This window comes from Formosa sp. F44 (genome assembly GCF_056238645.1).
Genome location: NZ_JBWDLJ010000002.1, coordinates 250,506 through 273,674, shown reverse-complemented (window position 1 = coordinate 273,674; position 23,169 = coordinate 250,506). Strand labels below are relative to the sequence as shown.

Genomic DNA, 23,169 nt, shown 5'->3' with positions numbered 1-23,169 from the left:
TCTGCACTGGCTTAGAATGGCTTTTAAATATATATTAAAATTGACTTAGAAATCTAAATCGGACGGTACATCTACATTAGGTGTCTTATCATCATTCTCTGAAGAACTTGCGTCATCATAACAGTCTACCTTAATCGTTAATTCTTCCGGAGCTTCGAACTCTGCAGTCGATATATTTAAAGCTTCATCTGCATAACAACTTTTCATATAAGACCCCCAAATTGGAAGCGCCATAGAAGCACCTTGTCCGTAGGTAATACTTTTAAAATGGACAGCTCTATCTTCTGCTCCTACCCAAACTCCTGTCACTAAATTTGGAACCATCCCCATAAACCAACCATCACTTTGGTTTTGTGTGGTTCCAGTTTTACCAGCAATAGGATTCTTTAATTCGTAAGGATATCCAGTCATAATTTCTCGATATACTGCACTCCATTTTTCAGCACCTACCGTTCTTAAACGTGTTCCCGAACCTCCTTCGGTAACACCTTCTAGTAATTTTACAGTAACATAGGCTACCTCTTCACTTAAAACATCCTTAGTTTTAGGTGTAAACTGGTATAAAATAGTGTTGTTTTTATCTTCGATACTCGTAACCATGACAGGTTCGGTATACACCCCTTGATTAGCAAAGGTGGCATAAGCCGCTACCATTTCATAAACACTTAAATCTACAGTACCTAATGCAATAGAAGGCACCTCTGGAATTTCGGTAGTCACACCTAATTTATGCGCCATATCGATAACATGTGCAGGCCCCACCTTGTCCATTAATTGCGCAGTAATTGTATTTACAGAATTTGCTAAAGCTCCTTTAAGTGTTCTTGTACCACCGTAAGTTAAACCTGAGTTTTCTGGACACCAATCTTTTAAATTTCCCCAACGACCTTCTTCTATACAATATGGTACATCCGGAAATTCGTCGCAAGGCGATAAATGCAATTGGTCTATAGCAGTTGCATACACAAAAGGTTTAAACGTAGAACCTACCTGACGCTTTCCCTGTTGCACGTGATCGTACTGGAAATGGCGATAATTCATACCTCCAACCCATGCTTTTACATGTCCGGTTTCTGGGTCCATAGACATCATACCAGGATGTAAAAACTTTTTATAATAACGCATAGAATCTATGGGTTTCATAATTGTATCGATCTCTCCTTCCCAAGAAAACACAGTCATTGGAACAGCCACATCAAACGATGCAATAATTTCTTCATTTGTTTTTTTAAGGTCGTATTTCATCTTTCTCCAACGCTCAGACTGACGCATAGCACGCTTCATAAGGCCATTAATTTCGTCCTTATCTAATCCTAAAAATGGAGCTGTAGGATTTCTATCTGGAGTATTCTGATGGTCAAACTCTGCTTGCAAGTTTTTCATGTGATCTTGCACAGCATCTTCTGCATACTGTTGCATGCGCGAATCGATAGTTGTATACACTTTTAGTCCATCACTATATAAGTTATAGTTTGTACCATCGGCTTTTGGATTATTTTTAATCCAATCTTTCATAAATTTCTTTAAATACTCTCTAAAATAGGTTGCAATACCTTCACGATGCGATTCTGGGGTGTAAGTGAATTGTAACGGTGTTTGTTGAATAGAATCCTTTACACGCTCTGTGATATAACCATATTTTTGCATCTGACTTAAGACCACATTTCTACGGTTTCTTACATCTTCAGGATACTTTCTTGGATTAAACGCTGAGGCATTTTTAAACATCCCGACCAACATCGCCGATTCTTGAATATCTAAATCTTGGGGTTGTTTACCAAAGTAGATGCTTGCAGCACTTTTTATACCATCGGCATTATTTAAAAAGTCGTAAATATTAAAATACTGAGCTATAATTTCTTCCTTGGTATACTGACGTTCTAAGCGGATAGCAATAATCCATTCTTTTATCTTTTGCCCAATACGCTCTACTATGTTTTTAGAACCTTCACCATGAAACAATTGTTTTGCAAGCTGCTGCGAAATGGTACTGGCACCACCGCCTTTACCCATTTTCACAATGGCTCTTAATGTTCCGCGACCATCAATACCTGAATGTTCAAAAAATCGAGCATCCTCGGTAGCAATTAAAGCATCCACCAAGTGCTGAGGCAAAGCTTCATAATCGACTGGCGTTCTATTATCGTTAAAATAAAATTTCCCTAATGTCTTCCCATCTGAAGAAATAATTTCGGTTGCAAGATTTGTTTTAGGATTTTCTAAAACCGTGTGATCTGGTAGATCTCCAAATACTGAAGCTGATACAAATAGTAATATAGCAGCGATAATACCGGTAAGGAAAAGAATCCAAAACCAACGTATGTATGTACCAAAGCTTTGGCTTTTTTCAGGTTGTTTCTTTTTTGCCATCTAATTAAGTGTTGTTGGTTTTTCTATTCTGAAGCCTACATCTGTAATGCCTTCAAGGTTTATTACACCATTTACCTTGCCATTTTCTCTCATGGCATGTTGAATTTTTACTTTATACTGTCCAGATTCATTTAAAATGAAACCTTCTTTATACCATAATTTATTTTCTTTGATGCTACCTGCTCCTGCACCTAGAAATTCGCCATTAGGTTTTGCCATTTTATACTCTAAAGTATCTGTTAGACTTTTACCATGAGGAAATTCTAAATCGACTATTAGAAATAAATTACTGTATTTATAATCGTTATTATTTCTAATATTTACGAATAAATTATACGCATCTGTTGTGTCTGGGGGTGTAAAATCGAACTGAACCACATTGTCCTTATTCCAAGCTCCAGGCACAGATTTATAAGCATCAAACATATGTCCGGAATCACACGAAGCGAATACTAACAGTATGCTTAAACAAAATAAAACCGCACTACTTTTCTGCATTGGTATTCGGATTTGATTTCTGATTAGGCTTAGCATTAGGCTTTGGTCTAGGTTTTGGCTTAGACTTGGCATTTGGATTAGGCTTTGGCTTCGCGTTTGGATTAGCGTTAGCGTTTTGCGGATTCTGTTTATTTTGAGGTTTTCTCTTATTTCTATTACGACTATTTCTACTTGGTTTAGGCTTAGCTTCTCCATCTGCCGTAGTTGCATTTGGATTAGGTTTTGCATTCGGGTTTTGCTTAGCCTTTGCGTTAGGGTTTTGATTTGGGTTTGAAGGCTTTTTTCTTCTAACCGGTCTCTTTGTTGCGGGCTTTGTAGCCACACCACTATCTTTCGCTTCAGCGTTTGGCGTATTTGTATTTTTATTTGTTCTGCGTCGCTTAGGTTTTTTAGGCTGATCGAAACGCGTTAAACTATCTTGACCTACAACGTTCTCAAACTCTACTTTAGTATCTTCTAATAAATCTACCGCATATTCTTCCAAACTACCAACAGGCTCATTCTTCTTATTTAAAGCGATTATTTCCTGTGCTTGCTCGGTAGTAATCTTATGCCAATTCATCCATTCCCCTTCGTAAGCATACCACATATGCCCTTTAAAAATATCTGTTTTCTGACAAACAGCGGTTCCTTTCTGTGTTTTTAGCTTGACTTCTGTTTTAGGAAATGCTTTTAAGGCATCTAAATACGTGTCTAATTCGTAATTTAAACAACATTTTAACTTTCCACATTGACCAGCTAATTTTTGCGGATTTAATGACAATTGCTGATAACGAGCAGCAGATGTGCTTACCGATCTAAAATCGGTTAACCATGTAGAACAACACAACTCACGACCACAAGACCCTATACCTCCTAAACGCGCCGCTTCCTGACGGAAACCAACTTGTTTCATTTCGATACGGGTTCTAAATTCACGTGCAAAAACTTTAATTAATTCTCTAAAATCTACGCGTTCTTCTGCAGTATAATAAAACGTCGCTTTACTAGCATCTCCTTGATATTCGATATCTGAGATTTTCATATGAAGTTTTAAATCGATTGCGAATTGTCGCGCTCTAACCTTCATAGGTTCTTCCTTATCCCGTGCATCAGACCAAATGTCGATATCACGTTGCGATGCTTTTCTGTATATTTTTAAAACCTCTCCATCTTGAGGAATTTTTTTACGCTTCATTTGTACTCTCACCAACTCTCCTGTAAGCGTAACCATTCCAATATCGTGACCATTTGCAGCCTGAGTTGCTACAATATCTCCAATACTTAAGGTTAAATTTTCGGTGTTTTTATAATATTCTTTACGTCCGTTTTTAAAACGCACTTCAATCCAATTAAAAGGAGCTTCGCCGTTTGGTAGCGACATATTTGCAAGCCAATCGAAAACTGTCAGTTTGTTACAACTATCCGTTCCGCATGTCCCATTACTTTTGCAGCCTTTAGGTTGGCCGTCTTTTCCTGTTGAACAACTTTCACAAGCCATAAATTATGTATATATAGATTCTGATAATCAGCGATTAACAGAAGAGAATTAGTAAAATAAAGTCTCAAGTATTGAAACTTCTATAAACTCAGTGTTTAGGTAAACATAAACCTGAGTTTGATTTGTAAAGATATGATTATTCTAAAGACTTAAAAAAAAGAAATATTAATTCGACCTAACTTCATAATTCAGTCGATTTAATACAGATTTCAGCACGCTTTATAAACGTACGCGTATTAGCGTAAAAAAAATGCAAATTAATTATTCTTAACACTTATAATATTTACCGGACAAGCTTTTGATGCGTTTTCGCAAGCATCTAAGATAGAGTAATCGTTACTTTTTAAAGTAAAAAATCCTTTTTTATCCTGACCGTGTAGTAATACCGATTTCCCGTCCTTTTTAGACATTTGGAATTGACGAGGCGCCAACTCTACACAATAATTACAGCCTATACATTTATTGCGTTGTAGGGTAATAATAACCATTACGCTTCTACTTTATTTTCAACAATCTTGTATAATTTATCCGATGGTCGAATTCTAAATTTTAAAGGCATGGTAACCAAATCGCCTTTAGAGCCTTTTTCGGACTTCTTATCGTTAACCATAAGATCTACCACTTTCATTTCTTTAGCTCCAGTAGTTGGGCCAGTAACCAAAACGGTATCACCAATAGCAACATCGAAAGCTTCAATTTTAAATTCGCCAATTTCTGCCTTCGGGTAAAAATGTGTGCCTTTTCCTACATACACTTTCTTTTGTGTGGCGTGCGATCCAGAACCTGTACTCCACTCGCCTAATTTCTGACCTAGGTAATAGCCACTCCAGAATCCGCGATTATAAACTTTTTCTAGCTCTTGCATCCAAACAATAACTTTGTCTTTACTGTAGGTTCCAGCTTCAATACTATCTATGGCATCACGATAACATTTAATCACTTTGGCAACGTATTCCGGTGCTCTACCACGTCCTTCAATTTTTAATACTTTTATTCCAGCATCTACAATTTCATCTAAGAAATCTATAGTACATAAATCTTTAGGCGACATGATATACTCATTATCCAATTCCATTTCGAAACCAGTCTCTTGGTCTACAACCGTGTATTTTTTTCTGCAATTTTGCTTACAAGCGCCACGATTGGCAGATGAGTTAGCCGAATGTAAACTCATATAACATTTTCCAGAAACTGCCATGCACAGTGCACCATGACCAAAAATTTCAATCTCGACTAAATGTCCAGAAGGGCCTTTAATTTGTTCCTTTTCTATAGCATCTGTAATACTCTTAACCTGACGCAAACTCAACTCACGGCTTAACACCATAGTATCTGCAAACAAGGCATAAAATTTAACCGTTTCTATATTGGTTACGTTTATTTGCGTAGAAATATGAACCTCGATTCCCATTTCTCTTGCCATAGCAATAACAGCTTGGTCCATGGCAATTACCGCCGTTATATTAGCCGCTTTAGCTTGTTTTAAAAGGGTTTTTACAATCGATAAATCGTGATCGTAAATTATGGTGTTTAAAGTTAAATACGTTCTCACGTTTTTCGCCTCGCAGCGTTTTGCAATTTCAGGAAGATCGTCTAAAGTAAAATTTACCGTAGCACGAGCTCTCATGTTTAATTGCTCTACTCCAAAATAAACGGAGTTTGCTCCATTATCTAACGCGGCCTGAAGGGATTCAAAATTTCCAGCCGGAGCCATTAATTCTATATGTTGCATGGCCTAATCTTTTAAAGAATCTGTGTTGAAATTTTCGTAAATATTTCTGAGATCTTTTTTATAAGGCAAATAATCTGCTCGTCCCTTTTTAAATATGTCGTTACTATTTCCCTGTCCTTTACGCAACGCTTTCTGCTCTTCGTAAGGCAAACTATGAATTTCTTTACAGGTTGTAGAACAACAGTTATCCATTTCGACTTTACATTTTTCGCACTGGATGAATAATAAATGACACGCATCGTTAGCACAATTCTCATGAGTATCTGCTGGCTCACCACATTGGTGGCAACGCGCAATGACATCGTCTGTAATGCGTTCTGAACGACGCTCGTCGAATACGAAATTTTTCCCTACAAATTTATTCTCAAGAGCACTCTCGTTAACTTGTCTAGTATATTCTATAATACCGCCTTCTAACTGAAATACATTCTTAAAGCCTTTATGCTTAAAATAAGCACTTGCTTTTTCACAACGAATACCACCAGTACAATACATAACCAGTTTTTTATCGTCTTTATGCTCCTTTAAATCATTTTCTATTATAGGCAACGACTCTCTAAACGTATCGACATCTGGACGGCGTGCATTTTTAAAATGGCCAATTTCACTCTCGTAATGATTTCTCATATCTACAAGAATGGTGTTTTCATCTTCTATTAATTCGTTAAATTGAATAGCATCTACGTGTCTACCTTTATTGGTAACGTCGAAAGTCTCATCGTTTAAACCATCGGCAACAATTTTATCACGGACTTTAACTTTCAGTTTTAAAAACGACATATTATCCTGCTCTACAGCAATATTTAGCCTAATATCTTTTAAAAATGAAATACTATCAAGATGGGTTTTAAATTCATTGAAGCGATCTGCCGGCAAGGATAACTGGGCATTAATTCCTTCGTGGGCGACATATATTCTACCAAGAACGTCTAAAGCGTCCCAAGTAATAAATAACTGATCTCTAAATGATTGAGGGTTTTCGATTTTGGCGTACTGGTAGAAGGAGAGTGTTAATCGATCTTTTCCTGCTTCTTCGATTAACTCTGCACGTTCTTTAGCACTTAATTTATTGTACAGTTGCATGCTATACTAATGTGTTTAAGGTTAAAAAATATTTTGCAAAGGTACTGCTTTTAGATAAAACACTAAATTTTATCCCCAAAAAAGCACTTTATAGTTTGCTATTGGCTGAAAAGGTTAACTCAATTCTAGACTTTTAGGACATACGATATTTTTAGTTCTCACTATTTTTACGTACTTTATTAGAGGCTGAAAAAGGTTGCATTATAAAATTGTTAGATGACCAAAGAAATAGTATTTTAGCAACTCTTATTTCAGTAAAAAAACACAATTAGATGAGCAAGGAAAAAGAAGCAAAATTAAAAGCACTACAACTAACTTTAGATAAACTAGACAAGACTTACGGAAAAGGTACCGTAATGAGAATGAGTGATAAAGCCGTGGTTGAGGTTGAAGCGATACCAAGTGGATCTTTAGGTTTAGATTTAGCTTTAGGCGTAGGAGGATACCCAAGAGGTCGTGTTATAGAAATATACGGACCAGAATCTTCTGGTAAAACAACATTAACATTACATGCCATTGCCGAAGCACAAAAAGCTGGAGGTATTGCTGCATTTATTGATGCAGAGCATGCTTTCGATAGATTTTACGCTGCAAAATTAGGTGTAGACATAGATAACTTAATTATTTCTCAACCAGATCACGGAGAGCAAGCGTTAGAAATTGCAGAGAACTTAGTGCGTTCTGGAGCTATAGATATTGTAGTTATTGACTCGGTTGCCGCGTTAACACCAAAAAGTGAAATTGAAGGTGAAATGGGAGATTCTAAAATGGGATTACATGCCCGTTTAATGTCTCAAGCCCTTCGTAAGCTTACAGGTTCTATTAGCAAGACAAACTGTACCATGTTTTTTATTAACCAATTACGTGAAAAGATTGGTGTTATGTTTGGAAACCCAGAAACAACAACAGGTGGTAATGCATTAAAATTCTATGCCTCTGTACGTTTAGACATTCGTAGATCTACTCAGATTAAAGATTCTGATGGAAACGTTATGGGTAACAAAACCAAAGTAAAAGTGGTTAAAAACAAAGTGGCTCCACCATTTAAAATAGCAGAATTCGACATTATGTACGGACAAGGTGTTTCTAAGGTAGGAGAAATTTTAGATTTAGCAGTAGAATTAGAAATTGTAAAGAAAAGTGGATCATGGTTTAGCTACCAAGACACAAAACTAGGACAAGGTCGTGATGCTGTGAAAGTCATGATAAAAGATAATCCAGAATTATTTGAAGAACTTGAAATTAAAATCAAGGACGCCATTAAAGCGATGAAAGAATAATTAATTCGCATTTAAACACAGTAAGGTCTTACCTTAAAACTGTTCGAAAAGATTAAATCCCGATTTATTTTCGGGATTTTTCATTTTTCGACGCAACCTTTTTAAAATTTTACATCTATAAATAAACCCTTTAAATTTATAGACATGAAAAAATTACTTTTATTATTTGCAGCAACATTAACGCTAGCATCTTGCGATTCTAGTGACGACGACACAGATTACTATTTCGATGCTGTACCAACAGTGTCTGCCGATGTTCCAGCAACTATGGTGACCGACCAAACTTATAAAATTACTATAGATTATAATCAGCCAACAACGTGTTACTCTTATGCCACTACTAATATCGAAAGCAGTGTTGAAGAAACTGAAAACGAAGACAATCCTGACGAAGAACCAACGGTAACAAAAATTATAACATTTGCAGTTATTAATAAAATTGAAGTGAAATCGGGTGACGAATGTGAAGATTTAGACGCCATCGCACAAACTCCAGTAAATTTCGAAACTCTAGAAACAGGATCGTATATTTTTAGATTCTGGGCAGGTCTAGACGAAGATGGAGAAAGTATTTTCTTAGAATATCCTGTTCAAATTTCTGAATAAACCTATATTAAAAAAATAAACTCATGAAAAAATTACTATTATTATTCGTAGCCACTTTAACATTGGCATCTTGCGATACAAACGACGATTATTCTTCTAACTTCACTTACGGTGTAATACCTACAGAATCTGCAGATATACCAGACGACATGGAAGTAGGAAAAATATACAGAATTACAGTAGATTATGTTAGACCAACAAACTGTTATAGTTTTTACACTCTAGATTACCGAAGAAGCACTGAAGACATAGAAGATGCTAATGGCGAATTAATTGACACTCAAGTGAGAACTGTAGCTGTAATTAATAGAATCTTCACAGAAGAAGAGTGTGAAGAACTAGACGAAACTACTCAAGTATATTTTGATTTTGAACCAATAACTGCAGGGCCATACGTTTTTAGATTTTGGACTGGAGAAGACGAAGATGGAGAAGGTATATTTTTAGAATACGAAACTGAAGTTTTAGAATAAAATAAAATAATAACGAACTAATAACGACCTTTGAGTTTAGACCAGCTCATACATAAATGTAAACGGAATAACCTTAAAGCACAAAGTGAATTATATACGCTCTTTTCTAGCAAATTATATTCCGTCTGTTTAAAGTATTCGCGTAACACGGCAGAAGCTCAAGACAATCTGCAAGATGCCTTTTTGACTATATTCAGTAAAATATCTCAATATAATAACACAGGCTCTTTTGAAGGTTGGTTAAAGCGCATTGCAATAAATACAGCATTACAGCGCTATCGCGAAAAAGGTGTTTTCGATATTATAAATGACGATATTGTTGATGAAACCATAGAAGTTAACGACCATGAGGATATCTCGTTAGATTATCTTTTAAAACTCATTCAAACATTACCTAACAGGTATCGATTGGTCTTTAACCTTTATGTTTTAGACGGTTTTTCGCACAAAGACATTTCCGAAATGCTTAAAATTTCTATTGGAACGTCAAAATCTAATCTAGCTAGAGCTCGGAAAATATTGCAAGAAAAAATCGAAAAAGACAACTCAAATCTTGAATCACATTCTGTATAAATGAATGATAAGAAAAACATAGACCGTTTATTTCAAGAGCGCTTAAAAGACCTTGACGTTCCCCCAAACCCAGAAGTCTGGAATGCTCTCGAAGCGAAATTAAAAGAACAAAACAAGCCAAAACGGGTTATTCCAATATGGTGGCGCGCTTCTGGTGTTGCCGCTATTTTAGTATTGTTACTAGCTATTGGAAACTTTATTTATAAGGCAAATAATTCTACAATTACATCACCTAATATTATTGCTGACACCCCAATTTCTACTAAAATAGATTCTGAAAGCAACGTGACAATTACTCAAGATAAAGATGAACCAAGAGACGACTCCAATTCAGAAACTCCGCATAGCACAGATAAACAACCTCATCTAAATAAAGAAGAAAATTCAACTTCTATTGCGAATAAAACTAATTCTGCCAAAAATGCGAATGAAAACATTTTAGCAACACACAAACCTGTAAAAGAAAAAAAATCATCTACCCCGAATGCACTCGTAAAACAGGATTACAATGCGAAGGAGGAATCAATTTTAGACACGCCTTCTAGAACTAAAACCCACAATAGAGTTATAGATTCAACAAAAGATGCCCAAATCGTTTTAAACGACAAGGAAACGCCTTCTAACCCTGTACTTGAAGAAAACTCAACGTTAGATACTCTAAGCATAGAAGATGCCATAGCTGCCACTAAAACACTTCCAAAACAAGATGGAAGACCTAAAAAGTGGAACGTTCACTCCAACCTTGCACCAGTATTTTATGGTAGCACAGGAGAGGGCTCACATCTAGACGATCAGTTTGTAAACAATAGTAAATCTGGAGAGATTAATACCAGTTATGGAATTGGTGTTGGATATGCTATTAACAACCGTTTAAAAATAAGATCAGGCGTTAACAACTTAAAACTAAGTTTTAATACTAACGATGTCTTTTTATTTGAGAATCCGGGGCTTGTAAACAGTAAAGAAACGCCCAATTTACAGCATTTATCTTCAGACAATCAGGCCCAAAATCTAACTTTTATTAGCTCGGATAAAGTCGATACTAATATCGCGAGCAACTCCCTAGCAAAATCCAGTGAGAAAGGTACGATAAACCAGAATATAAATTATTTTGAAGTACCTTTAGAAATTGAATATAATATTTTAAATACACGTTTTGGAATTCATGTAATTGGCGGATTTAGCACATTTATATTAGGCGATAATAGGATTTATTCCGAAGTTAATTCTAATAAAACCTTTATAGGAGAAGCTACAAATATTAATGATATAAGTTTTAGCACCAATTTTGGAATTGGTTTTGATTATAATTTTTCAAAACGATTCTATTTAAATTTAGAACCTACTTTTAAATATCAATTAAATGCTTTCAATAATACTTCAGGAAACTTTAAACCCTATATTATAGGAGTCTACACCGGTTTTAGTTATAAATTTTAATACGCTTTAATACTTTTATGGAGCTTAGCGCACTACTGTCGTCAGGCTCTTTTCATTTTGAAATTCATACAACTGGTTAAGAATAATGTCCCGAGACTCTTCTTTTAAAACTTTAACCTCTTTTAATGTTAATCCTTCCGTATTTAAGAATTTGTGAACGCAAACACGCATTTGACCTGGACTACCACTAAAAATATCGAATGAGAAACGCGCTTTATTATCTGCAAATGTAATAGGTACAACTGGAATTTGATGATTAATGGCCAGGCGAAATGCACCATCTTTAAAACCATCTAAAAGAATATCCTCTTCGGAAACACCGCCTTCAGGAAATATACAAACACTTAAGCCTTGCTGTAATCTATGTTCTGCTTGCTTAAACACACCATGTCTACTTCTAAGACTATCACGATCTACTAATATACAAGTTCGCTTATAGAAAAATCCGAATAACGGTATTTTTGCAAGTTCCTTTTTACCCACAAATACAAATGGATTTTTTACCGTAACTAGCATGAGCATAATATCGGTCATTGATGTATGATTTGCGATAAACATATAGCTTTTACCGCTCTGTGGGACCTCTTCTCGTTCTATCTTCCAACGAAACCCCATACCTATTAAAATAAATTTAGACCACAATCTAGCCATCTTAAAAAAGTAAGGATACCAAGATTCTTTTAAAATTGAAATTAAAAGAAAAGGGAAAAGTAAAAGTATAGGAATTGCTACAAGGATGTAGAACCATACTCTATACAAAATCCATAAAATATATTTATAAAACGCCATACCTTGTCAAAAATACACATTTGTATTGAAGTACAAGTACTGAATGTAGGTAATAAAACAGCTTTTTAAACACAAAAAAAAGACCTCTGAAAACAGAGGCCTTTTAAAAATTATGTGAATGTTATTTTTAGTTTATAACTTTCTTAGTCACTACCACATTACCTTCTAAAACTACAGAAGTTAGATAGATTCCTTTAGAAAATTTAAAGGATTCACTAAGCTCCTTACTTTGTCCATTAGGTTTAAATGAAGTCACTTTTTTACCACTTATATCGAATACATTAACCGCTTTAATATTTTTTAATGATTTTACATTTAAAACATCATTAATAATATTAACGTAGGTTGATGACGCCACACTATCTTCTATAGAAAGTGTCTGTTCGAAACGTAAGATAAAACGATCTTTAATATCTCCTTGTTCTCCAGAAAACTCATATGGAGAAGATCTTAAATCATGCTCTAAATTAAGGTAGGTATCTTCAAGATAAATACCACGTGCATTATCCATAAATTCAGAACCTTGTAAATCACCTATTGCAATTTTATAACTTCCAGTTGTAGGAAGATTAGCACCTAAAGGAATAAAATCTGAAGCAGAAAAAGGTAATGGACGCCCTTGAATAACCATTTTAGAATCTTCTACCATAGTATAAAGATCTAACCCTTGCATATCAGAATACGCATCGTACATTCTATCTTTTCCTAAAGTAGCACCTTGTACATAACCTATTAATGCACTTGCAGAAGCATTACTAGCGTCTATTAAACTTAACCATACTAGTTGCTTTTCATTGTTAGCTGTAGTTTCCACATTTGTTTTAAAGAAATGTGAGTTATCATAAGCCATACCATCTTCGTCGTATCTGATGTCGTTTGTAAACACCGCCTTTCCTTCTGCAGCACCTTCAGCTAACTGTACGTAAAACCCTTGTCCTGAAGAAATATTTCCAACTGTAGCTTGAGGTGGGTTAGCTCCTGTTGCATTATAACTAATATATTGCTCATTATAGTCATATACCAAATTCTGATACGGAGCTCCCGATAACGTTGACGCTACATTCGAAATTTCTAAATTATTTGCATACAGACGAATATTTCCGTTTAACAAAGTGTTTTTAGCTAAGAACTCATCTGCACTTATCGCTGACGGATATGGGTTACCTATGATATTCCAATTTTTAAGTTCCGCTTTTGCATTAGCATCACTTGTTTTTAACACATCTATCGAGATTGTTCCGTTAAGCGGTGTACCTCCAAAATTAGCAGTAAACCCACTAGGTTGAAAATTAGATGGAACAAGAACTGCGTACCCCTTAGCGTTCGACATTAATCCGCTAGTAAAAGTCCAATCCCCTAATGTACCTTTTTTAACATCCCATAAATAAGCATTACTAGTATATGGTGATGATAAATTTGTGATATTATAATCTTTTACTGGAGTAGACCAAATAATGAAATCTTTAATACCAGTTGCATTACGTTGCATTATAATATTACCTCTATTTATATTTTCACTTGAGACATCGTTAATTTGAATTAAACTAGAGCTATCTTCAAAGGTTAAACTACCTCCTGCTTCTACATTTACGTTACCTGTTAGTTTTAAAACAGAACCTGAAGGGATTGTAGCATTACTAGTTGAAGGCACGACACAATCACACCCCTCTAAATCAGCAACTTCATTATAATCAGAAGAAAAAACAAATCGCCTATCTTCTGGCTTAACAGTAATTCCTGCTTTAACATAAGAAGGAGGTAGTTCCCATTTACTTCCATCCCAAAAAACAGGAGTTCCTCCATGAATTAATTTAATTGGTACAATAACAGAACCAAATGAATTTGTTGCCTTTAACTTATATGTACCGAAAGTATTTGTATTAATTTCCCCCGGAATTGTATAAGAATTAGAAGTTGCTCCAGGAATGATATCGTTAAATTTATACCACTGATAAGTAATTTTTTCTTCCGGAGTTCCTGTATCCCCACCAGAAACACCTGCAGTACCTGTAAATGTAACCGATTTAGTTGTAGGTACCTCACACACATATTTAGAAACAGGATACTCTTTAAATACTGGTGTTTTAATATTAAACGATCCACGATTATAAGCTAAAAAGGCAAGATCTGCCGTTCCACCCGCGACCATATTAATATTGTTAATATCTGCTACATTACTCTCATTAATACCAAAATCTTCGAATCTAAATGCTGCCATACGAATAGGCCTTTCTTCATTTGGTGTGAAAGTTCTTCTTTTAGGCTCTGCCAAACCATAGTTTATTCCTGATGCAAAAGTATATAAGTCCAATCTCCAATACGCTAATAGAGCATCACCTTCAGGTTCCGTTTGCTCCTTAATTGTTAGTTTTATTGGTTTCCCTACAACATTTCCTGAGTTATCTGTGTAATAGTAAACATCTGTACTACCCGCTTGCGCTATTTGAGTAATTAGAAAGTCAGGTGCTTTATCTTCAACAGCACCTAATTGCCCACCACTACTGTAGAATTGCACATCAGCTAATTGATTAAAATTAGTTACACCAGTACCCATATCTAATCCATTTACACCATCAATAAGTACTTCGTAAATATTCGCATCCAAAATTTCAGGAGAAGTGATTTCAGCTCCTTCACCTACTTCTCCATCAATCATATCAGCCATTGCTAAATAATTTTGATTATAAGTTACTCCGTCCAAACCATTAGTACTGTAAGCATAAAATAGTTGTGAATCAAACACCACCCCATTGGCTGAAAGTAAAGCATCATCTACACCTGTAGAATATGTAACCCCATTATAAGTAAAGGCTAATAAATCATGGCTAGTATTCGGTTTTAGATCTTCGTTTGTAGGATCTGCCTTCCATTGAGAAGATCTCCAAAACCCATTATAGGTTGTAAAAATCTCTGTGATTTTCGCTACATTACTAGTTTCTCCATTTTCAAGTATTTTATGAATTGGGGCAATATAATCAACATTAATACCTGAAGCTACCCCTCCAACTTTTAATACCCCTGTCACATCAGTTTCAGTAGATTGACCAATTCGAAAAGTCATTTCAGTACTACTTACCAATATTTTACTACCAGTAGTAATGGATATACCTGGAATACTTACAGCAGTAGTAGATGTAAAGCCGGATCCTATAACGGTTACCGTAGAGTTAGTTGTTACCCTTGTAGGGTAAACTCCCGTAACAGTTTGGGCAATAAGCCCCTGTATTGAAGCCATAAAAGCCATTGCAAATAGCATGCTTTTAAACCAATTATTATTCTGTAGTTGTGTAATTTTTTTTTTCATAAGTTAAAGATTTAGGTGAACATTTAAAAGCTAAAAAATGAACCTTTTTTTGTTATAAATTGATTAATGGTAAATAATTATTTTTTGATTTTATAGACAAACCAACAAACTGTATGTATAATTAATTAATTAATTAATTTTTTATTGATCACATTTCCGTTTTCTAAGGTAATGTTTACAATATAACCACCGTTAGCAAAAGGAAAAGAAGAACTAAACTCATTAGACTTCAAAATATCTTGGAAATTTTGAATACGTTTACCACTGAAATCAAAAATTTTAATGTCCTTTATCGTTTTAGTCGTTCTCACATATAATGTAGCATCCTTAATGTAAACATATGTGTTGTTTGATATATCTTCACCTACAGACAATGTGGTAGAGGCGACATATTTCAACACAAAACGATCATTAACGACTCCCGCAGTCGCTGTAAATGAATATGGAGAATGTCTTAGATCATGCTCAATATTTAAATATGTATCTAGTAAATAAATATCTTGACCGTCGTTTTCGAACAAAGACCCTTTTAGATTATCAATACCAATTTGATAGGAACCATTTGCCACTACTTGAATTCCTAATGGCACTTCGTCTGCATCTGAAAAAGGTAATGAACGCCCCTGAATAACCATTTCTTCATCTGAAATTAAAGAATATATTTTAAAATCGTCTCCTCCAGCAGGTGCATCGAAAAGTCTATCCTTTCCTGTAGTCGCTCCATTTACATATCCTATTAATGTGCTCTGTGATAATTTTTTATCATTCACCAAATTTAACCATAACAGCTGTTTTTCTTCTGAACTCACAACATTGCCCCTAAAAAATTCATTATTATTATATGCGTTTTCTGAATTATTATAACGCAATTCATTTGTAAATTCTACAGTACTATCTGCGGAACTATTTAACTTCACAAAGAATGATTGCCCTGACGCAATATTCCCATTAAAAGTTGGTGTAGAAGACCCTGTGCCATTCACTTTTATATATGAATCGATATAATTATATCCAAAATTTTCATAAAAACCACTGTCTCCCCCTTGTGCGACCCCATTATTATGCGTCCAAATTCTTACGTAACCGTCTAAATTGGTATTTAACACTAGAAAATCAGTAACATTTATAGCTGAAGGGTAAGGGTTACCTATTAAATTAAAATCTCTATTTCCTTCTTCTGCAGGCAATGTTCCTTTAGATTTTTTCACAGGAATAGTTATTTCCCCAGTATTAGGTACTCCTGTAAATGTCGTTGTAAAAGGCGCAGCATTAGGCACTCGTGCAATATACCCTGATCCTGGAACCATGATTTCACTACTAACACTTATCCAATCTCCTGTGCTTCCATTAGCATTAACAGAAGTAGGATCCCATTTAAAAGTTCTAGAGGTTGGAATATTAGAGACATCAAACCCTTCAACAGGCGAAGACCAATATACATAATCGTAAAGTTTTATGTTTTCTGGTAAACGCTCTACATTAATATCCCCTGTATTTTTATATTTGTCTTTCTCGTCGTTGTCATAGTCGTCTTTTATTTGTACCAAACTTGCGTTATTTTTAAGAGTGAAAGTTCCTGCCGGAATTGTATAATTATTCGTATTGTCATCTTCATCAACAACGTATCTCTCTGCTTCAACGATTATATTATTATACAATACAATTTTACTATCTTCTTTAATTATAACATTATTTCCCGCTGGCACAAAACAATCACAAGCTAAAAGATCTGCTACTTTATCATACCCATCAGAAAAAATTAATTTTCTATCCTCATCCGCAACAGTTATTTCATACCCCGTTTCTGTATATGCCGAAGGTAAATTCCATGTTTCAGATGCATTATTCCATGTGGTAGGCACCCCACCTTCAGACAGTGTAACAGGTAATAAAGAACTCCCATAACCGTTTGAAACTTTCAATCTATAGGTTGCTAAATCATCTATATCTACGTCGGTAATTGATAAATTATCCGATGTCTTCCCATCTATTTCTTCATTATACTTAAACCATTGATAGCTCAAATTTTCTAAAGGATCTGCGCTCGAACTTCCCTCAATACCAACAACAGCCTTAAACTCAACATCCTTCGTACTAGGAATACGACATATGTATCTGGATACCGGATATTTTTCGACTTCAGGAGACTTAATTTCGAAAGCAGATGTATTATACGCTAAAAAAGCAATATCTGAAGTTCCTTCTGCTCCCAAGTTTATATTATTAACATCTGCAATGTTAGTTGCATTTAAACCAAAATCCTCCAATTTTAAAGCGAGCATCTTTAACTCTCGACTTTCATTTGATGTGTATGACCTACCTAATGGAGTAGCAACGTCAAAATTAGTACCGGGAGGAAAGCTATACAAGTCCACTCTCCATTCTGCTAAATTTTTCCCGTTTTTATCTATATACATTTGTACCGGATTCCCTACAACATTCCCTCTAATGTCTGCGTAATAATAGATATCACTACCTCCAGCTTGAGCTACCTGTGTAACTATTAGATCCGGAATCGCATCTCCAATAGCCCCTACTTGACCGTTACCACTAAAAAAACGAATACTTGAAGATCTATTAAAATTAGTAACCCCTGTCCCCAAGTCTAAACCATTTTTACCACCAGTAACAGCATCTAATATTGTGTATCCTAATATCTCTGGAGAGGTTATCGTTCTACCTTCACCCACTACCCCATCTATTAAGTCTGCCATTAAAAGGTAATTCGCACCACCAGTAATTCCCTGAATTCCATTGGTAGAATATGCTTTATAATTCTGAGGGGTGTAACTAACACCTTTACTTGTAAGCAAAGCATCATCTACCCCTGTAGAATAAGTGACACCTTTGAAAGTAAAAGCTAATAATTCATGCCTATCATTAGGCCATGTATTTTCATTAGCACTATCGTACCAGCTCGATTTCCAATACCCCGCATTATTATAATCCCAATTAGTATATATTTCTGTTATTTTATCAAATGAAGACCATTCACTACCTTTTTTGACATATCCAATATAATTAATAGTATTTACAGAATTAGGAACGGGAATATTAGTATTAGTATTTTCATCAGGTTTATATGTAAGGGTAAGTTCTCCTGTTTTATCGTTGGCACCTTCTATTTCGTTATAGTCAATTTCAAATGTCATTTCAGTAGTACTAACATATTTATTTGCTCCTACCGTTATCCCATTACCGACATTAACACTTATTTTAGGTACATTAGATATAGAAAATCCAGTACCTATAACCGTCACGGTGGTTTTAGCTGTCACCCGAGTCGGGTATACATCTGTAACCGTAAATGTCTGTGCCAAAACCGAAGTGGTAGTAAATAACAACAGCAAAACGGTCAGGATTTGTTTAGAGATTATGTTATAAAGTAAAAGAAAAGTAATTTTTTTCATAAGTAGGATTTTTTTATTAAGACTATAAAACCACGGTTCACTTTTGGGAGAATTAAAGCATAATGGTAAATTGTAGTACAAAATTAACAAATAGATTAGTTCAAGCAAAAAATTTAGCCTACTTGCAAATTAATTCCTATGAACGGCTAAATACCTGTGTTTTATTATACTTATCAATGAACAAAAACCTCTAATCCAAGCAAAGACAAGCTACATTAAGTCACTCACATTAAGACAACTCCATTAAAAATATTAATTTACCTAAACCATTAAAAGAACTAAATAAGTACGCTTCACAATAAAGATACCGCTTATTTAAATAATGGCATAAATTAATCATACAAATAGGGTCATAATTAAACGCTACAAAAGGTTTTAGACGAGATTGATTTTTTATTTAAAACAATTACCTTTGCGATTCAATCAGTATAATTATCATGGCAAGAATTTTAACCGGTGTACAAAGCACTGGAACACCACATTTAGGAAATTTATTAGGAGCAATTATTCCTGCAATAAAAATGTCTGAAATAGACACAAACGAATCGTATTTATTTATTGCAGACATGCACTCTTTAACTCAAATTAAAGATGCAGAAACCCTTAGACATAACACCTATTGTGTTGCCGCCACCTGGCTTGCCTTTGGTTTAGATATTGAAAAAGTAGTGTTTTATAGACAAAGTGATATTCCAGAAACCACAGAATTAAGCTGGTATTTAAGCTGTTTTTTTCCATATCAGCGCTTAACCTTAGCACATGGTTTTAAAGATAAAGCCGATCGTTTAGAAGATGTAAACGCAGGCTTATTTACGTACCCTATGCTAATGGCTGCAGATATTCTTTTATACGATGCCGAAATCATTCCGGTTGGTAAAGACCAATTACAGCATATTGAAATGACACGCGATGTGGCTTCACGTTTTCATGCTAAAATGGGAGAAACATTTGTGCTTCCAACAGGTAAAATTCAGGAAGACGGTATCTTAATCCCGGGTACCGACGGTGCCAAAATGAGTAAGAGTAAAAATAACCTGATTAATATATTTCAAACCGACAAGAAATTACGCAAGCAAGTAATGAGCATTCAAACCGACAGCACACCACTTGAAGATCCTAAAGATTGGAGCACATGTAATTGCTTTGCCATTTATAAATTATTGGCTTCTGAAGAGCAAATTGCAACTATGAAAGCCAATTACGAAAATGGTAATTATGGTTACGGACACGCAAAACAGGCGCTTTTTGAGTTAATCGTAGAACGTTTTGCCAACGAACGTGAACGTTTCGATTATTACATAAATAACCTTGAAGAAATAGATAAAGCACTGGCTGTTGGTGCTGCAAAAGCAAAACTAGTAGCTCAAGACACTTTAAGTCGCGTACGTGCTAAAGTTGGGTATTAATAGCCCTCTTGTTTTTGTATATTTACAAGCATATAGTTCCCCTAAATTATAGAAATATGCTTCAATTAAAACACACATTATTTGTATTCCTTTTTGTGAGTATTCATTATGGATATTCACAAGAAGGTTTACATTTTTCAATTAATAATCAATTATATCTAAAAGGAAACTCTGCTCTTATAGGCAATAATATTGTTAGTGAACATGCCACTAAACCTTTTAACGATAGAGCCATTTTTAACGATAAGATAAAAATGGAATATATAGATGTCGACGATAATAAAGAGACATTTAGTTCCAGTCAAGCTGTATTGACACTTCCCGAAAATTCACAAAAAATAGCATATGCCGCACTGTATTGGAGTGCCATTTATAAATACGACAAGGGTAGCAAACGCTCTTTTAACAACCAAATGGTTTACAAAGGAAACGATAAACGCTCGCTAGACGTTAATACTATTCTATTTAAAACACCACAAGGGGAATACACAGAAGTTAAAGGATTAACTGTTTACGATAGCTACTTAAACTCCGCTTTTAACGACTCAAAACCATATGTGTGTTATTCGGATGTCACTGAATTATTACAAGAAACTGAAACCGTAAATGGGAATTACACTGTTGCCAATATTAAAGCCACAGAGGGATACGTTTCCGGAGGTTGCTCAGGAGGTTGGCTACTTTATGTGGTTTATGAAAACCCAGATGATAAACCTAAATATTTTACCACCTATAACGGGTTTTTAGAAGTCGATAAAGAGACCGTCCACATTAATTTTTCCGACTTTAAAACAAATGAAGCAGGCGATATAAAAACATCTTTGTCCATAGGTGCATTGGAAGGCGACCAGAAATTTAAAACAGATGTTTGTAATGTGTACGATAATTTAAAAAATGAATACATCCCACTTTCAAACAAGTTGAGAGCAGAAGATAATTTTTTTAATAGCACCATTACTATAGACGATTTATACTTTAAAGATCGCACCCCTAGCAGTATGAATACGCTTGGATTCGATTTGGCCAAAATTGAAATACCAAACGAAAACAATAATATCCTGTCTAATAATAGCTCGGAATTAACCATTGAATTTAAAACAAAAGCCGATCGGTTTTATTTGTTTTTCGTGGCGTTCGAAACCGAAATCAGTCCGATTTATTTAGAAAATAAAAATGCTGATTATTATATGACGGTAGATATTGACACGTATGCACTGCCACAAGAAAAAGACTTAGAACGAATTAAAAGTTTAAAGTCTACTTCTATCCCTAATTTAAAAGCGGGATATTATTTAGTCTCGAATGTGTTTTCTGTTGAAGACAATGCTAAAAACTGGAAAAAATTCTTAACAGAGAAAGGTCTAAAACCCAGATCGTACAAAAACCCAATAAATAATTGGGATTATATCTACTTAGAAACGAATGAAGATCCAGAAGTAGTGTATCTAAAACAACGAGAATTATCGCGTTTGGATTTTTTTGAAGATTTATGGATTCTAAAAATAAACATGTAATGTGTTAAATCAGTTCAAAAAGCTTGCCCGGCAACGGGCGCACAACGCCTTTTAACTCCATATTTAATAAAATACCTGCAACTTTAAAAATAGGTAAACCACAGGCAATAGCAATGGCATCTAACAATTGCTTATCCGATTTTTTCAAAAAATCAAAAATCAGAGTTTCCTGATCGTCTAGCTCTACAAACAATTGTTTTTGGATTACTTTTTGTTCCTGTTCTATATCCCAATTTAGCATGTAAGCTACATCTAGTGGTGTGGATAATAATTGTGCCTTTTGCTGTTTAATTAAATCGTTGCACCCTTTACTCAAACTATCCGTAGTTCGACCTGGCACGGCAAACACATCGCGGTTGTAAGAATTAGCAATATCAGCGGTTACCAAGCTACCGCCACGCTCTGCAGATTCAACCACAATAGTTGCGCTACTTAATCCTGCAATAATTCGATTACGTTTTAAAAAGTTATTGCGATCAAAAACAGAAGTACTCCAGAAATCGGTTAAGAAACCACCATGTTTTTCAACTTCGGCCACATATTTTTTATGCACTTTTGGGTAGGTTTGGTTTAAACCATGTGCCAAACATCCTACTGTTTGTAATCCGTTTTTCATGGCCGCCTTATGTGCAGTTATATCCGTTCCGTAAGCAAAACCAGAGATAATTACGGGATTGAAAGGCACGAGTTCTTCAATTAACTTTTCACAAAAAGCAATACCACTAGTCGTAATTTTTCGTGTTCCCACAATGCTAATAATTCGTTGCGACTGCAATTGTACAGTTCCCGACTGAAACAACAAAATAGGTCCATCGATACAATGTTTTAGTTTTTCAGGATACGCACTACTTTCAAAATATAAACAGCAAATATTATTTTCTTTTATAAAATCCAACTCATTTTCTGCCGCTTTTAAATGCGTATCTAAATTTAGCCCATTTAATCTTACGGTTCCTATACCATCAATCTTTGCGAGGATATGTTTTTTCTCTTTAAACACAGCTTGAGCAGAACCGCAATGCGCTATTAATTTTTTAGCCCCCACATCTCCAATATTGGGAACGTGTTGCAATGCTAAAACACATAAAAGTTCATCGTCAGTCATAATTACATCAAGCTAAATTCTTCTTTGTAAAATATATTTAATCCATTACCGTAAATTAAACAATTGATTCTTAACACACAAGAAACTAATTACTTTGCTGTTAATA

General features: G+C 34.9%; 17 protein-coding genes. 7 read left to right on the top strand and 10 right to left on the bottom strand.

The features are described 5' to 3' along the window. Positions 1 to 45: 45 nt before the first annotated feature. From AC0UBM_RS06150 to trhO, 6 genes are all read right to left on the bottom strand, one after another. Positions 46 to 2,370, bottom strand: coding sequence for a penicillin-binding protein 1A (locus tag AC0UBM_RS06150; RefSeq protein WP_475688062.1), 2,325 nt, complete (start codon positions 2,368 to 2,370; stop codon positions 46 to 48). Next, positions 2,371 to 2,868 (bottom strand): gliding motility lipoprotein GldH, encoded by a 498-nt coding sequence (locus AC0UBM_RS06145; protein WP_475688061.1) that lies wholly within the window; start codon positions 2,866 to 2,868, stop codon positions 2,371 to 2,373. Continuing rightward, positions 2,855 to 4,348 (bottom strand): PSP1 domain-containing protein, encoded by a 1,494-nt coding sequence (locus AC0UBM_RS06140; RefSeq protein WP_475688060.1) that lies wholly within the window; start codon positions 4,346 to 4,348, stop codon positions 2,855 to 2,857. The genes AC0UBM_RS06145 and AC0UBM_RS06140 overlap by 14 nt, the downstream gene beginning before the upstream one ends. 257 nt (positions 4,349 to 4,605) lie before the next feature. Continuing rightward, positions 4,606 to 4,836: a ferredoxin gene (locus tag AC0UBM_RS06135; RefSeq protein ID WP_414035801.1), complete on the bottom strand. Its 231-nt coding sequence runs from the start codon at positions 4,834 to 4,836 to the stop codon at positions 4,606 to 4,608. Continuing rightward, positions 4,836 to 6,080 carry a peptidase U32 family protein gene (locus AC0UBM_RS06130; RefSeq protein ID WP_475688059.1) on the bottom strand — a complete coding sequence of 415 codons (1,245 nt, stop codon included), beginning with the start codon at positions 6,078 to 6,080 and terminating at the stop codon, positions 4,836 to 4,838. The genes AC0UBM_RS06135 and AC0UBM_RS06130 overlap by 1 nt, the downstream gene beginning before the upstream one ends. Positions 6,081 to 6,083: 3 nt before the next feature. Next, on the bottom strand, positions 6,084 to 7,163 hold the full coding sequence (gene trhO / locus AC0UBM_RS06125) for an oxygen-dependent tRNA uridine(34) hydroxylase TrhO (protein WP_414035803.1): 1,080 nt from the start codon (positions 7,161 to 7,163) through the stop codon (positions 6,084 to 6,086). Positions 7,164 to 7,435: 272 nt separating this feature from the next. Here trhO and recA point away from each other — a divergent pair, with 272 nt between their 5' ends. From recA to AC0UBM_RS06100, 5 genes are all read left to right on the top strand, one after another. Further along, positions 7,436 to 8,443, top strand: a complete 1,008-nt coding sequence (gene recA, locus AC0UBM_RS06120; RefSeq protein ID WP_414035804.1) for a recombinase RecA — start codon at positions 7,436 to 7,438, stop codon at positions 8,441 to 8,443. Between the two features lie 144 nt (positions 8,444 to 8,587). After that, complete coding sequence (locus AC0UBM_RS06115) at positions 8,588 to 9,049, top strand: hypothetical protein (RefSeq protein ID WP_475688058.1); 462 nt, start codon at positions 8,588 to 8,590, stop codon at positions 9,047 to 9,049. Positions 9,050 to 9,072: 23 nt separating this feature from the next. Further along, positions 9,073 to 9,522 (top strand): hypothetical protein, encoded by a 450-nt coding sequence (locus AC0UBM_RS06110; protein WP_475688057.1) that lies wholly within the window; start codon positions 9,073 to 9,075, stop codon positions 9,520 to 9,522. A 30-nt stretch (positions 9,523 to 9,552) separates the two neighbouring features. Next, positions 9,553 to 10,095, top strand: coding sequence for an RNA polymerase sigma factor (locus AC0UBM_RS06105; protein WP_414035807.1), 543 nt, complete (start codon positions 9,553 to 9,555; stop codon positions 10,093 to 10,095). Then, positions 10,096 to 11,535 carry a hypothetical protein gene (locus tag AC0UBM_RS06100; protein ID WP_475688056.1) on the top strand — a complete coding sequence of 480 codons (1,440 nt, stop codon included), beginning with the start codon at positions 10,096 to 10,098 and terminating at the stop codon, positions 11,533 to 11,535. A gap of 24 nt (positions 11,536 to 11,559) precedes the next feature. Here AC0UBM_RS06100 and AC0UBM_RS06095 read toward each other — a convergent pair whose 3' ends face one another. The 3 genes from AC0UBM_RS06095 to AC0UBM_RS06085 form a co-directional block, all read right to left on the bottom strand. Further along, positions 11,560 to 12,324, bottom strand: a complete 765-nt coding sequence (locus AC0UBM_RS06095; RefSeq protein ID WP_414035809.1) for a lysophospholipid acyltransferase family protein — start codon at positions 12,322 to 12,324, stop codon at positions 11,560 to 11,562. A 127-nt stretch (positions 12,325 to 12,451) separates the two neighbouring features. After that, positions 12,452 to 15,628, bottom strand: coding sequence for a hypothetical protein (locus AC0UBM_RS06090; RefSeq protein WP_475688055.1), 3,177 nt, complete (start codon positions 15,626 to 15,628; stop codon positions 12,452 to 12,454). Between the two features lie 125 nt (positions 15,629 to 15,753). Next, on the bottom strand, positions 15,754 to 19,038 hold the full coding sequence (locus AC0UBM_RS06085) for a T9SS type A sorting domain-containing protein (RefSeq protein ID WP_475688054.1): 3,285 nt from the start codon (positions 19,036 to 19,038) through the stop codon (positions 15,754 to 15,756). Between the two features lie 437 nt (positions 19,039 to 19,475). On the opposite strand from AC0UBM_RS06085, the gene trpS reads away from it, so the two are divergent. Together trpS and AC0UBM_RS06075 are read left to right on the top strand one after the other, a co-directional pair. Beyond that, entirely contained in the window at positions 19,476 to 20,444 is a 969-nt protein-coding gene (gene trpS, locus AC0UBM_RS06080) for a tryptophan--tRNA ligase (protein WP_475688053.1), read from the top strand. 56 nt (positions 20,445 to 20,500) lie between these two features. Then, positions 20,501 to 21,958, top strand: a complete 1,458-nt coding sequence (locus AC0UBM_RS06075; protein WP_475688052.1) for a hypothetical protein — start codon at positions 20,501 to 20,503, stop codon at positions 21,956 to 21,958. A gap of 4 nt (positions 21,959 to 21,962) precedes the next feature. Here the strand turns inward: AC0UBM_RS06075 and dprA are convergent, their stop codons facing one another. Continuing rightward, positions 21,963 to 23,063 (bottom strand): DNA-processing protein DprA, encoded by a 1,101-nt coding sequence (gene dprA / locus AC0UBM_RS06070; protein ID WP_414035814.1) that lies wholly within the window; start codon positions 23,061 to 23,063, stop codon positions 21,963 to 21,965. Positions 23,064 to 23,169 lie beyond the last annotated feature (106 nt).